The following is a 14,262-nucleotide window of genomic DNA, read 5'->3' on the forward strand; positions in this document are numbered from 1 at the left end:
TTTTTAGCTTAAGCTTACAGCCTAAGGCCTATGGCTTATAGCCATAAAATTATCTTTTCGAGATTTCGTCTCTAATTTTGGCTGCTTTTTCGTAATCTTCCTGAGAAACGGCTTGATCCAAAAGTTCATTCAGTTCTTGCAGGGTATGTTTTGCGTAAACTTCTCCAGATTGATTTGTTTCTTCCTCGTGTCCAAAAGTTTCTGGATTCGAAAGAACATCATCAATTTCCTGAGAACCTTGATCTGTATCTGCAGTATTTGATTTTAAATAAATTCCTGCTTTATCTAAGATGTTTTTATAAGTAAAAATCGGTGCATTAAAGCGTAAAGCTAAAGCGATTGCATCAGAAGTTCTGGCATCGATAATTTCTTCAATTTTATCTCTTTCGCAGATTAAACTAGAATAAAAAACGCCGTCAACCAGTTTGTGAATAATTACTTGTTTTACTACAATATCAAATCTTTCAGCGAAGTTTTTGAATAAATCGTGTGTTAACGGACGAGGTGGTTTTATTTCTTTTTCTAAGGCAATAGCTATCGACTGGGCCTCAAAAGCGCCAATAACGATAGGTAATTTTCGTTCGCCATCAACTTCGTTCAAAATTAGGGCATAAGCTCCATTTTGAGTTTGACTGTATGAAATTCCTTTTATAGATAATTTTACTAGACTCATATATGTTTGTAAAAAAGGCACTTAGAGCCTTGTTTTATTGCTTTTTTTGTTTGAAAAATAAAGCTGCAATTTTAATCAAAAAATATGGAACAAAAAAGCTGCCTATAAACAAAGATACAATATCTTGTTTTTAGGCAGCAAATATTTTGAAGAGAATTCTTGAATTAAGAATGCTGAGCTTTAAAAGCTTTTAATTTCTCTGTTAATTGAGGTACAATTTCAAAAGCATCACCAACAATTCCGTAATCAGCAACTTTAAAGAAAGGAGCTTCAGGATCGTTATTGATAACCACTTTTACCTTTGATGAGTTAATACCAGCAATATGTTGAATAGCTCCAGAAATACCTACAGCAATATATAAATTAGTTGCAACTGGTTTTCCTGTTTGTCCAACGTGCTCGCTGTGAGGTCTCCATCCTAAGTCTGAAACGGGTTTAGAACATGCAGTTGCAGCGCCTAAAACAGCAGCAAGATCTTCGATTAATCCCCAGTTTTCTGGACCTTTCAATCCGCGTCCGCCAGAAACTACGATATCAGCATCAGCAATAGAAACTTTTCCAGAAACTTTTTCAACAGATTCTACTTTTACACTAAAGTCATTATCACCAATAGTTGGATTAAAATCTTCTTCAGCAGCAGATCCTGCACTTTCAAAAATTCCGTAAGAGTTTTTAGCTAAACCAAGAACTTTTACATCTGTATCGATTTGAGTAATGTTGAAAGCTTTGTTTGAGAACGCATTTCTTTTTACTTGGAAAGGAGAAGTGCTAACTGGCAATCCAACAACATTTGATGCAAAACCAGCATTTAAAGCTACTGCAACCAATGATGAAAGATAAATACTATCTGTTGTAGAAGAAAGTAAAACTACTTTTGTTCCTTCTTTTTCAGCAGCTTGTTTAATTACATCGGCATAAGCTTTAGCAGTAAAACCAGCTAATTTATCGTTATTTACTTTTAAAACTTTATCAACTCCGTATTTGCCTAATTCGCTTACGTCGCTAATGTTTACAGTTAAAGCCGTAACAGTTGTTCCTAAACTTTCGGCTACTTTTTTTGCATAAGAAGCTAATTCGAATGCTACTTTTTTAAATTTTCCTTCTGCAGATTCTGCATATATTAATATTGACATGATTTTTTTGTTTAGAGGTTATGAGTTTCAAGTTTCAGGTTTCAAGTTGATCAACTGAAAGCTGAAAACCGAGACTGAACTGATTACTAGATTACCTTCGCTTCGTTGTGTAATAAATTGATTAACTCATCTAAATTATCAGGAGAAATTAATTTTACTGCTGATTTTGGAGCTGGTTTTTCAAATTTCACCGCTTTAGTATTTACTGGAGCATCAACTGGTTCCAAAATAGTTAAAGCTTTAGTTCTTGCTGTCATAATTCCTCTCATGTTCGGAATACGTAAATCTTTTTCTTCAACAAGACCTTTTTGACCTCCAATAATTAAAGGTAGAGTAGTGCTTACTGTTTCTTTACCACCATCGATTTCACGAACAGCTTTTACATTGTTTCCGTCAACTGTAAGAGCTGTACAAGAATTTAAAAAGTTAGAACCTAAAATTCCAGCGATCATTCCAGGAACCATTCCGCCATTATAATCAAGAGATTCTTTTCCTGCAATTACAAGATCGTAACCGCCGTTTTTAATTACTTCTGCTAATTGTTTAGCAACAAAAAAACCATCAGTAGGATTCGCGTTAACACGAATTGCTTCGTTTGCACCAATTGCCAAAGCTTTACGTAATGTTGGTTCAGTATCAGGACCTCCGACATTTACTACAGTTACATTTGCACCTTGTTGTTCTTGAAACCAAATTGCACGTGTAAGCCCAAATTCGTCGTTAGGATTAATCACATATTGTACGCCGGCTGTATCAAATTCTGAATCGCCGTTAGTAAAGTTAATTTTTGAAGTAGTATCAGGCACATGGCTGATGCAAACTAGTATTTTCATAAGTATATATTTTGAATTTATAATATGCTTTTACAAATTTAGAATTTAATTTGGAATAATTATACTATGCATGCATAATATTTTTTAAAACTATTACGATTTCGCAGATTCTATAGTTTGAGATGATTTTTATCGGAATCTAAAAATAAAAAATCAATCATTTTGCCTGATTATTAGTAATTTTATAATATCGTACAAATTTGCAATGTAAAAAAAATTGTGTTAAAAATAATAAACTTCGAATATTTACGTTTTGATGAATGAATTTCAGAGAAACAAGAATTAAACAAATAGATTAAAGTTTGTCTAAAAAATATTTTCAGTAAATTAAGTGTGAATTTTACGTTATTATATCGATTTCGTAAATATCACAATTAACTTTAAAAAGTTAAAAGCTAAAGAGAGAAAGAACTTCATGCGATTTTAAATTCAATTTATGCTTTTAAGTTATTTAAAATATTTATTTTTGCTCTTCAGAAAATTCAACATACAATATAAATATGAGAACAATACAATTTAGAGAGGCCATTTGCGAAGCGATGAGTGAAGAAATGCGTCACGATGAATCCATATATTTAATGGGCGAAGAAGTTGCAGAATACAACGGAGCATATAAAGCTTCAAAAGGAATGCTTGCAGAGTTTGGCGAAAAAAGAGTTATTGATACTCCAATTGCTGAGCTTGGTTTTACAGGAATTGCAGTAGGTTCTGCAATGAACGGAAATCGTCCTATTGTAGAATATATGACATTCAACTTCTGTTTAGTTGGTATTGATCAAATCATAAATAATGCTGCTAAAATGCGTCAAATGACCGGGGGACAATTTAATGTGCCAATCGTTTTCCGCGGACCAACAGCTTCTGCTGGTCAATTAGGAGCTACACACTCGCAAGCTTTAGAAAACTGGTTTGCTAACACTCCAGGTCTTAAAGTTGTTGTTCCTTCAACTCCTTACGATGCGAAAGGACTTTTAAAATCTGCAATTCGCGATAATGATCCCGTAATTTTCATGGAATCTGAGCAAATGTATGGTGACAAAGGTGAAGTGCCGGACGGAGAATACACAATTCCATTAGGAGTTGCTGATATTAAGCGTGAAGGAACAGATGTAACTATTGTTTCTTTCGGAAAAATTATCAAAGAAGCTTTTATTGCTGCTGACGAATTAGCTAAAGAAGGAATCTCTTGTGAGATTATCGATTTAAGAACAGTTCGTCCTATGGATAAAGATGCAATCCTTAAATCTGTAAAAAAAACAAATCGTTTAGTAATTCTTGAAGAAGCTTGGCCATTTGCAAGTATTTCTTCTGAAATTACATATATTGTTCAAGAACAAGCATTCGACTTCCTTGATGCGCCAATTCAACGTATTACAACAGCAGACACTCCTGCACCTTACTCTCCAGTACTGTTAAAAGACTGGTTGCCAAACGCAGGTGATGTAGTAAAAGCAGTTAAAAAAGTATTATACAAATAATACATATTTAAAATACTCACAAAACTTCATCATTCATAGTTAATTGATGAAGTTTTTTTTTGCCCAGATTATGAAAAGAATAATTTTACTCAGCCTATTTTTTGTAATCGCATTTGCGACTATTGCTACTGCACAAACGAAAGTGAGTGGAATTGTTTTGGACAAATCTAATCAGCCGATACCTTTTGCAAATGTTGTTTTTAAAGGTTCAAATACTGGAATCGTTTCTAATGAAGACGGTCGTTTTTATTTAGAATCTCCAAATACTTATACAGCTTTATTAGTTACCTCGGCAGGATTTTCAGATAAAGAAGTTCCACTAGAAAAAGCAGTTAATTATAATTTTAAAATTGTTTTAGGCGAAGCCGAAGCACTTAATGAAGTTGTAATTTATACTGGTAAAACCTCCAAAAAGAATAATCCAGCGCTTGATATTTTGAGAAAAATATGGGAAAGAAAACGTAAAAACGGACTTTACCAATTTAATCAATATCAAATGCAGAAGTATGAAAAAGTAGAGTTTGATATGAATACTATTGATAGCGCATTCATGAAAAACAAACTTTTCAAGGGAATGGAGTTTATCTTTAATCATGTTGATACTTCGGATGTTACCGGAAAAACTTATCTGCCAATTTTCATCAACGAATCAGTTTATGATGTTTACGGAGATAATAAACTAAAGAAAGTAAAAGAAAACCTAACTGGAAATAAAATGTCTGGTTTTAATGGGAATCAGCAGATTTTATCATTTGTAAAAGACCTTTATTCCGATTATAATATTTACGATAATCACCTTAAATTTTTTGATAAAAGCTTCACAAGTCCGCTTTCGCGAACAGGGATTGATGTTTACAATTATGTCTTAAAAGACAGTGCGTATATTGATAAAAAATGGTGTTACAACATTGTTTTCTATCCAAGACGTAAAAACGAATTGACTTTTAAAGGTGATTTCTGGGTAAACGATACGACTTTTGCGATCAAAAAAATTAATATGGGTGTAACAAAAAGCGCCAATATTAACTGGGTAAAAGATATTTATATCGAACAGGAGTTTGAAGTACAAAACGATTCTGTTTTCCTTTTAACCCGTGATTATATGATGTCTGATTTTGCTTTAAATAAAAAAGAAAAATCAAAAGGAGTTTATGGAAAACGAACGACATTGTATCGTAATCATAAATTCAATATTCAAAAACCAGAGAAATTCTATAAAGAAGAAGTCAATTTTATAGACAATGCCGTCTATGAACGACCGCCTGAATTCTGGGAAGAAAATCGTTTTGAAAAATTAAATAAAGACGAAGCAGGCGTTTATAAAATGCTTGATACATTGCAGACCGTTAAGCGATTTAAACAGTTGTATAATCTCGTCTCCATCTTGGGAAGCGGTTACGTCGAATTTAAGAATTTCGATTACGGACCTATTTATTCGACCTTTGGGTATAATGAAGTTGAAGGTTTAAGATTAAGGGTAGGCGGAAGAACTTATTTTGGTCCAAATGACCCTTGGCGTATACAAGCTTATACAGCATACGGATTTGATGATAATAAATTCAAATACGGACTTTCAGGAAAATGGATGGTTGATAAGAAAAACCGAGTTATTATTTCTGGAGGAAACAGGCGCGACATCGAGCAAATTGGAGCAAGTTTAACTACTACGAATGATGTTTTAGGACGAAGTTTTGCATCTTCTGCCTTATTTACAACAGGAAGTAACGGAAAGCTGACCAATATAAACCTGAGCAATGTTTCTGTTGAAATGGAAGCTAAGAAGAACTTTATTGTTTCGGCGGGATTCTCATATCGAACATTAGAATCGGCTTCGAAAACTTTTAGTTTAGATTATTATACGACATTGCCAACTGCAGCAAATCCGATGGGAGTTGTTAAAAGTGACGTAAAACAATCAGAAGCCAATATTCAATTTGAATATATGCCGAACCGAAAAACGATTGGTTACGGAGTAGAAAGAGATTTAGTAGACAGTCCTTTTAGTCATTTCTTTGTAAACTTTAGTTACGGTCTTAAAGGAGTTATGGATAGTGATTTTGCGTATGAAAAAATTCAGATTTTCTATAAACAGCCTATTATTATCGGACCATTAGGAAGATCAAATATTATAGTAGAAACGGGAAAAACCTTTGGAACAATTCCGTTAGGATTGATGAGCGTAATTCCAGGTAACCAAACTTATTTTACGATAGAAAATACGTTTAGTAATTTGAATTTCTACGAATTTGTTACAGATCAATACACAACCTTACAATGGAATCATGATTTTGGAGGAAGATTATTTGCTAGAATTCCATTCATGAGAAAATTAAATTGGAGAGAATTTATAGGAGTTAGAGCCGTTCATGGAACTATTTCTGATGCTAATCGCGCCATTAATGCTTCTGGATTGCCTTATAATGCTCCTGAAAAAGTATACTGGGAATACAACGCCGGAATTGGAAATATCTTTAAAGTTTTCAGACTTGATTTTTCGTGGAGAGGAAATTATTTAGATATGCCAGATGCTCATAAATTTGCTATAAAAGGATCTTTCGGATTCTATTTTTAAGTTTTTAGATGAGGTTCACAGGTACAAAGTTACAAAGTCGCAAAGGTTTAAATCTTTGCGGCTTTTTTGTTTGAGCCAGATTTTGCAGATTTGTAATTTCTGCTAAATTTAAAAATCTGTTTAAATCTGCAAAATCTGCGTGAAAAAACTTTATCCCTGCGAAATTCTTTTTTCTTTAATTTTGAGATAGATTTCAAAGTAAAAGCCATGCAGGAAGCCATCGATTTTCTAATCAATAAAAATCCAATATTTCGAGAGATAATCGAGAAGTATGGACTTCCGGCAATTCCGAAACGACCGCAGGGATTTGAGACTTTGGTTTTATTAATACTCGAACAGCAGGTTTCCATAGATTCGGCGAAAGCCACATTCTTAAAAATTAAATCTTACACTACTTGTAATCCAGAAACTATGGCTGTCCTTTCTGATGAAGAATATCGAAATCTTGGTGTCAGCCGTCAAAAAACAAAATACATTAAGATTTTAGCCGAAGCGATTTTAAACAAAGAATTAGATGTTGAAAGTTTGGCTTCAAAATCAGCAAAGGAAGTTCGTGAAGAACTTATAAAGTTAAAAGGCATCGGAAACTGGACAATAGATATTTATTTAATGTTCTGCCTTCAAGACCCAGATTTGATTCCGTTAGGAGATATTGCAGTCGTAAATACCATTAAAGAATTGTTGAATATACACGATAAACAAGAAATGGAAATTCATGCCGAACAATGGAGCCCGTATCGATCGTATGCAACCTATTTGCTCTGGCATTACTACCTAAATAAGCGAAACAGAAAAATTACCTATTAAATGCTTGTTTTTTAAACTCTAATGAGGATAATTTAACCTTGTTTTTTATTGTAAAACTGGATTCTTTAGTTATTTTTGCAACCGAAATTATAGAAACAATAAAAAACGAAAATGACCGCAGACAAATTAACGACTTTCGATGTATTAATCGAAATACCAAGAGGAAGCAGAAATAAATACGAGTACGATTTTGAAATTAAAAGAATGCGTTTCGACAGAATGTTATTCTCTTCAATGATGTATCCAGCAGATTACGGATTTATTCCAGAAACTTTAGCTTTAGACGGTGATCCTCTTGATGTATTAGTTTTGGTAAACGAACCAACTTTTCCTGGATGTGTTATGGAAGTTAAGCCAATTGGTGTTTTCCATATGGCAGATGATAAAGGACCAGATGAAAAAATTATTTGTGTACCAGTTTCAGATCCAATCTGGAATTCATTAACAGATTTATCAGACATCAACCCTCACTTAGTTAAAGAAATCGAGCATTTCTTCCAAGTTTACAAAGATCTTGAAAACAAGAAAGTAGATGTTGAAGGATGGGGAGACGTGAACGAAGCATTTGAAATTATTGCTGAGTGTACAAAACGTTTTAACGATATTGAAAATAAACCAGAGGGATTATTTAGTATTAAATAATTTAAGGTTCTATATTTTATAAAAAAAGCAATACTCCGTCAGGAGTATTGCTTTTTTGTTTAAATTCGTTTCAGTTAGATTGTTGACTATTAACCAAAACCATTAAAAATTATGAATGCATTTATGATTTACCTGCCAATTATTATGGCAGTTTTAGGATTACTTTTCATGGGAATAAAAAGGACTTGGGTTTTAAAACAAGATGCTGGAGATGGCAAGATGAAAGAGATTTCAGATTACATCTACGAAGGAGCCTTAGCCTTCCTAAAAGCCGAATATAAACTATTAACCATATTTGTAATTATAGCCAGTTTAGCCTTGGCAGGAATTACTTTTATTCCGGGTGTAAAAACACATTTATTAATCGTAATTGCATTTATTTTTGGAGCATTATTTTCGGCTTACGCTGGAAATATTGGAATGAAAATAGCAACTAAGACAAACGTTAGAACTACTCAAGCTGCGCGCACAAGTCTTCCGCAAGCCTTAAAGGTTTCTTTTGGAGGCGGAACCGTAATGGGTTTAGGCGTTGCAGGTTTAGCCGTTTTAGGTTTAACAGCTTTTTTTATTATTTTCTTTAATCTTTTTTCTGACGGAGTTTGGAAAGACACCGAAACAATGACAGTTGTTCTAGAAACATTAGCTGGATTTTCACTTGGTGCAGAATCAATCGCTTTGTTTGCCAGAGTTGGAGGCGGAATCTATACCAAAGCAGCAGATGTTGGTGCCGATTTAGTTGGTAAGGTTGAAGCGGGAATTCCAGAAGACGATCCACGTAATCCTGCAACAATTGCTGATAACGTGGGAGATAATGTTGGAGACGTTGCCGGAATGGGAGCCGATTTATTTGGGTCGTATGTAGCAACAGTTCTTGCCGCAATGGTACTAGGGAATTATGTGATCAAAGATATGGGCGGAAGTATCAATGATGCTTTTGGGGGAATTGGTCCAATTTTGCTTCCAATGGCAATTGCTGGTTTCGGAATTATATTCTCAATTATTGGGACACTTTTAGTAAAAATTTCAGATGACAATGCAAAAGAAGCACAAGTGCAGAAAGCATTAAATATAGGAAACTGGGTTTCGATAGCTTTAACTGCTGTTGCGTGTTTCTTTTTAGTACAATATATGCTTCCGGAAACGATGCAGATGAGTTTTTTTGGTGAAGGATCAAAAGCGATTTCATCATTGCGAGTTTTCTATGCTACTTTGGTAGGATTAGTTGTTGGCGGTGCTATTTCATCTGTAACAGAATATTATACAGGATTAGGAACAAAACCAGTTTTGGCTATTGTTCAAAAATCATCCACAGGGGCGGGAACAAACGTAATTGCTGGTTTGGCAACTGGAATGATTTCGACTTTTCCAACCGTATTATTGTTCGCTGGAGCAATTTGGATTTCTTATGCTTTGGCAGGATTTTATGGAGTGGCTTTGGCAGCATCAGCTATGATGGCAACTACAGCAATGCAATTAGCAATTGATGCTTTCGGGCCAATTTCTGATAATGCTGGAGGAATCGCAGAAATGAGCGAATTACCAAAAGAAGTTCGTACTAGAACTGATATTTTAGATTCTGTTGGAAATACAACAGCCGCAACTGGAAAAGGTTTTGCAATTGCTTCTGCAGCTTTAACTTCACTAGCATTATTCGCAGCTTATGTAACTTTTACAGGAATTGACGGAATTAATATTTTTAAAGCACCCGTTTTAGCGATGTTATTTGTCGGCGGAATGATTCCGGTGGTTTTCTCCGCTTTGGCGATGAATTCTGTTGGAAAAGCTGCGATGGATATGGTATACGAAGTGCGCCGCCAGTTCAAAGAAATTCCTGGAATTATGGAAGGAACTGGAAAACCAGAGTATGGGAAATGCGTTGAGATTTCTACAAAAGCTGCTTTACGCGAAATGATGCTTCCTGGGATTTTGACAATTGGTTTTCCGATTCTAATTGTCTTGATTGGAAAATTAGTTTACGGAGATAATAACCAGCTAATTGCAGAAATGTTAGGTGGATATATGGCTGGAGTTACCGTTTCTGGAGTTCTTTGGGCAGTTTTTCAAAACAATGCTGGAGGAGCTTGGGATAATGCTAAAAAATCTTTTGAAGCAGGAGTTATGATTAATGGTGAAATGACGTATAAAGGCTCTGATGCACATAAAGCAGCAGTTACTGGAGATACAGTTGGAGATCCATTTAAAGATACTTCTGGACCATCAATGAATATTTTAATTAAATTAACCTGTTTGATTGGATTGGTAATTGCGCCGATTTTGGGAGAAGGACATTCTCCATCAGATATAGCAGCTTCAGCTTCTTGCTGTGCAAAAACTGAAATGCATGGAGGAGTTTCTAAATGTGGAGACATGTCTGGAATGACAAAAGAAGAATGTATTAAAATGTGCAAAGAAAAAGGCTGTTCTCCAGAAGAAACGGCTAAATGTTTAGCGCATTTTGATGCAAGGGGAAAATACTCTGATGCAGGTTATGAAAGAAAATCTGTTCGAGTTGAGGTTAAAAATATAAACGGAAAAACGACTGGAACTGTTACTAAAACAGAAAATGGTAAAACAACTACAGAAGTTTACGAAGGAACAGAAGAAGAAGTGCAGGCAAAAATTAATGCTGCACAATAAAAAACGATACTCCTAACAGGTTTCCAAAACCTGTTAGATATCTAGTTAAGCGATGAGAATAAAAAAATACTTAACAGGTTTTGGAAACCTGTTAGGATAATTAAAAGGAAAAGTCTCTAAAAATTATTTAGAGGCTTTTTTTATGTGAATCAAATCACAAAAATATTTTTAAAAAATTAATTGATTTAATATTTGATCTTTCAATGTTTTATTCCTGTCAATCTTGTAATCATTCAAATAATATTCAATCTTGTTAATGTATTCTACATATTTCGGAATGCATTTACTATAACATTCTATAAAATGATTTATCAGTGTATCATCCACTAATGCTATAGGTTCAGGGAAAAAGTTTGCACCTGTTTTTTCATATGCTTTACGGCTTGTATAAGCAACTGCATCAATAATACAATCCCAAGCCATTTTATCTTTATTAATTTCAGACATTTCCTGGATTATAGTTATTCCTTTACTATTTTCATCATCTAATATATTATACAAATATTCACCTATATCATTTTGAGTTTGCATCCAAGTCCAACAGAGATCAAGGGCTTGCTGGGCAATATTCTGATCTTGTTTTTGGGATAATTTAGGTACGATTTGTTGAGATAGTACTAGTAATAAAAGCACTTTATTTTCCTCAGGCATATATTTAATTCTATCAATTACATCTATTTTTGAGAACGGATAATGTATTTGTTCGTATTCTTCAACAAGTTTTACTAATGTATTTAATTCATTAGTGTCATTTATATTTAATTTAGCTTTAGAAAGAATATTTATTCTTTCTAAAGCTAAATCATAATTATGTTCAGTTTTTATTAATTTTAGATTCATTTTAAAACATACCTATTTATTTGAAAAAGTAAGAAATATTTCTCAAATAAAAAATCCTCATTACTAAAAACTTGTAATGAGGATGGTATATGGTAAATTTATAAACTAAAACAACCCGTTCAATTCAGCATCAATTCGATTAATGATGTTTCCTAAGTCTTCCGGATTATCAACAAAATTAATATTATCAACATCAATAATTAATAATTTTCCTTTGGTGTAAGTCTGAATCCAAGCTTCATATCTTTCGTTCAAACGGCTTAAATAATCAATAGAAATTGAGTTTTCGTACTCACGTCCGCGTTTATGGATCTGCCCAACCAAATTCGGAATAGAACTTCTTAAATAAATCAACAAATCTGGAGCTTTAACCAAAGATTCCATTAATTCAAACAAAGAAGTGTAATTTTCAAAATCACGGCTTGTCATCAAACCCATTGCATATAAGTTCGGAGCAAAAATATGTGCATCTTCATAAATCGTTCTGTCTTGAATGATTTTTTTCCCGCTTTCGCGAATTTGCTGCACTTGACGAAAACGGCTGTTCAAGAAATAAATCTGAAGATTAAATGACCAGCGTTCCATCTGATGATAGAAATCATCTAAATACGGATTATCAACTACATCTTCATAATGAGGTTCCCATTTAAAATGTTTCGCTAATAATTTGGTCAAAGTAGTTTTTCCTGCGCCTATGTTTCCTGCTATTGCTATGTGCATTACGGTGTTACGATTTTATAATTTGATATATCTGTAGATGTAAAAATAGATAAAATTTGGTCTTTGTAATAAAAATTGGTAAAGGTTTTTTCTAAAATTTTAATCTCAGAAATTACATCAGGATTTGCTTTATTAATCCCTTTAAAATAAAGTAAGCTATCTCTGCTGAAGATATATTGTGAAGGATTTATTATTTCAATTTTATCAAAGTCTTCTATTTTGGCCAACGAAGTAATTTTTCCAAAAATGTCACAAGAAAACCAGTTGTTATTTTTGTCGATCCAATAGAAAGTATTGAAATCAGTCTGATAATATTTAATAGGCTCTGTTAACGGAATTGAAACGGTTTTATATTCATTTTTTAAATAATCAAAAAGACCAATCTGCTGATTTAAAGTGTTGTAAATCCATAATTGATTTTGAGTAGACATCCCGATTCCGGCAACTACAATAGGCGTTGAATTTTGCGAAAAATTAATTTCTGTCATTTTATTCAATTGATTATCCAATAAAACGACGCTATTAAAGTCTTCATAAAACAAAACTATTTTCAGCGGATTTTGTAAATCGACTTTTGTAATTTTTCCAAGAGAAACATTTTTATATTCAAATATCTCTTTCCCTTTAATTTTACTAAAAACATTATTTGTTATCTGATAAGAATAACCAAAAGAATCGTATCCTAAAAATTGTTCAGCTTCATTTTTATAATGAGAAATTAATTTCGGATTTATGCTGGCTTCCTGAGCAGTCAATGCATTAAAAGTGCAGAAAAGAAATAAAAAATATACAAGTTTTTGCACAGTTTCACGCATTAGAAATAAATTTACAAGAGTGCAAATTACAAAAATCCCTCATTAGAAGTTCAATTTTAGCATTTAAACCTTTTTTAATTCTAATAGTCTAAAAAATAAGGGCTTCTGTCTATGCCGTGCGGCTATTAATATATTTAATTTTTAGTACTTTTAAATTAATAATACATTTGATTGTAAGTTTCTCGGATTTACTCACTTTTAAAGAAAATGAAATGAAGAAAATATTTTTTTATATGACATTGATGCTTGTTGGTACACAAATTCAAGCTCAAAAAGATTTTCAGGGAATGGCAGTTTATGAGTCAAAAACTCAAGCGCCAAAGTTTGAAGGAATGCGCGGAAACAGAGACATTACGCCAGAGATGCAAAAGAATATGGAAGAGCGTATGAAAAAAATGCTGGAGAAAACATTTATTCTAAACTTCGATAAATCGGCATCAATTTATAAAGAGGAGGAAAAATTAGAAGCTCCTGGACAGCAAGGCGGTATGCGTATTATGATGAACTCTTTCATGGGAGGCGGAGGCACTTTCTACAAAGACGTGAAAACAAAATCGTATACCGTTGATAAAGAATTTATGGGAAAAGAATTTTTAGTTGTCGATTCGCTGCCGAAATTAAACTGGAAGCTAGAGCAGGAAACCAAACAAATTGGCGGTTACAATTGTTTTAAAGCAACAGCAGTAAAAGAAGCAAGTAAAACCGATTTTAGAAACTTCCGACCTAAAAATAATGATGATAAAAAAGAAGAACCAAAGAAGACTTCTGGAGACACAAAAACCAATTTTGAGGATAACTTCGAGATGCCAAAAGAAATTGTTGTAACGGCTTGGTATACACCAGAGATTCCTGTAAATCAGGGGCCAGAGAATTATTGGGGACTTCCAGGTTTGATTTTGGAAGTAAATGATGGAAGAACAACTATTTTATGTTCTAAAATTGTTTTGAATGCAAAGGATAAAGTAGAAATAAAACCTTCTAAAAAAGGGAAAGTAATTTCTCAAAAAGATTACGACGAAACAGTAATTAAAAAAATGGAAGAATTTAGAGAAATGAACCGTGGTCGCGCCGGCGGGCCACCTCCAATGGGAAGATAAATTTCTGGCATTTAT

At 33.4% G+C, this 14,262-nt stretch carries 12 protein-coding genes; 6 read left to right on the forward strand and 6 right to left on the reverse strand.

The genetic code is table 11. The annotated features are described in order from the left end of the window. Window positions 1–49: 49 nt before the first annotated feature. The 3 genes from EDB96_RS03160 to EDB96_RS03170 all read right to left on the reverse strand — a co-directional run bounded on the left by EDB96_RS03160 (window position 50) and on the right by EDB96_RS03170 (window position 2,639). Window positions 50–673: a bifunctional nuclease family protein gene (locus EDB96_RS03160; RefSeq protein ID WP_057117598.1), complete on the reverse strand. Its 624-nt coding sequence runs from the start codon at window positions 671–673 to the stop codon at window positions 50–52. 164 nt (window positions 674–837) lie between these two features. Beyond that, on the reverse strand, window positions 838–1,806 hold the full coding sequence (locus EDB96_RS03165) for an electron transfer flavoprotein subunit alpha/FixB family protein (protein ID WP_134139188.1): 969 nt from the start codon (window positions 1,804–1,806) through the stop codon (window positions 838–840). A gap of 86 nt (window positions 1,807–1,892) precedes the next feature. Continuing rightward, on the reverse strand, window positions 1,893–2,639 hold the full coding sequence (locus EDB96_RS03170; protein ID WP_134139190.1) for an electron transfer flavoprotein subunit beta/FixA family protein: 747 nt from the start codon (window positions 2,637–2,639) through the stop codon (window positions 1,893–1,895). Between the two features lie 500 nt (window positions 2,640–3,139). Here EDB96_RS03170 and EDB96_RS03175 point away from each other — a divergent pair, with 500 nt between their 5' ends. The 5 genes from EDB96_RS03175 (at window position 3,140) to EDB96_RS03195 (ending at window position 10,775) form a co-directional block, all read left to right on the forward strand. After that, the gene (locus EDB96_RS03175; protein ID WP_071636151.1) at window positions 3,140–4,117 is read left to right on the forward strand and encodes a pyruvate dehydrogenase complex E1 component subunit beta; all 978 of its coding nucleotides are present in this window, start codon (window positions 3,140–3,142) and stop codon (window positions 4,115–4,117) included. 70 nt (window positions 4,118–4,187) lie between these two features. Beyond that, window positions 4,188–6,689, forward strand: coding sequence for a DUF5686 family protein (locus EDB96_RS03180; RefSeq protein ID WP_134139191.1), 2,502 nt, complete (start codon window positions 4,188–4,190; stop codon window positions 6,687–6,689). Window positions 6,690–6,896: 207 nt separating this feature from the next. After that, a complete protein-coding gene (locus EDB96_RS03185) occupies window positions 6,897–7,496 on the forward strand; it encodes a DNA-3-methyladenine glycosylase family protein (RefSeq protein WP_134139193.1) in 600 nt (199 codons plus the stop codon). A 111-nt stretch (window positions 7,497–7,607) separates the two neighbouring features. Then, window positions 7,608–8,138 carry an inorganic diphosphatase gene (locus EDB96_RS03190; protein ID WP_057117592.1) on the forward strand — a complete coding sequence of 177 codons (531 nt, stop codon included), beginning with the start codon at window positions 7,608–7,610 and terminating at the stop codon, window positions 8,136–8,138. Window positions 8,139–8,249: 111 nt separating this feature from the next. After that, entirely contained in the window at window positions 8,250–10,775 is a 2,526-nt protein-coding gene (locus tag EDB96_RS03195; RefSeq protein ID WP_134139194.1) for a sodium-translocating pyrophosphatase, read from the forward strand. A gap of 168 nt (window positions 10,776–10,943) precedes the next feature. Here EDB96_RS03195 and EDB96_RS03200 read toward each other — a convergent pair whose 3' ends face one another. From EDB96_RS03200 to EDB96_RS03210, 3 genes are all read right to left on the reverse strand, one after another. Further along, window positions 10,944–11,615 (reverse strand): Imm6 family immunity protein, encoded by a 672-nt coding sequence (locus EDB96_RS03200; RefSeq protein ID WP_208326179.1) that lies wholly within the window; start codon window positions 11,613–11,615, stop codon window positions 10,944–10,946. A 105-nt stretch (window positions 11,616–11,720) separates the two neighbouring features. Then, entirely contained in the window at window positions 11,721–12,335 is a 615-nt protein-coding gene (locus EDB96_RS03205; RefSeq protein ID WP_057117590.1) for a deoxynucleoside kinase, read from the reverse strand. Further along, a complete protein-coding gene (locus tag EDB96_RS03210) occupies window positions 12,335–13,138 on the reverse strand; it encodes a hypothetical protein (RefSeq protein WP_317126455.1) in 804 nt (267 codons plus the stop codon). Before EDB96_RS03210 ends, EDB96_RS03205 begins: the two co-directional genes overlap by 1 nt. A 224-nt stretch (window positions 13,139–13,362) precedes the next feature. Here EDB96_RS03210 and EDB96_RS03215 point away from each other — a divergent pair, with 224 nt between their 5' ends. Then, complete coding sequence (locus tag EDB96_RS03215; protein WP_057117686.1) at window positions 13,363–14,247, forward strand: GLPGLI family protein; 885 nt, start codon at window positions 13,363–13,365, stop codon at window positions 14,245–14,247. Window positions 14,248–14,262: the final 15 nt, after the last annotated feature.

The organism is Flavobacterium sp. S87F.05.LMB.W.Kidney.N, assembly GCF_004366435.1.
Taxonomy (GTDB): domain Bacteria; phylum Bacteroidota; class Bacteroidia; order Flavobacteriales; family Flavobacteriaceae; genus Flavobacterium.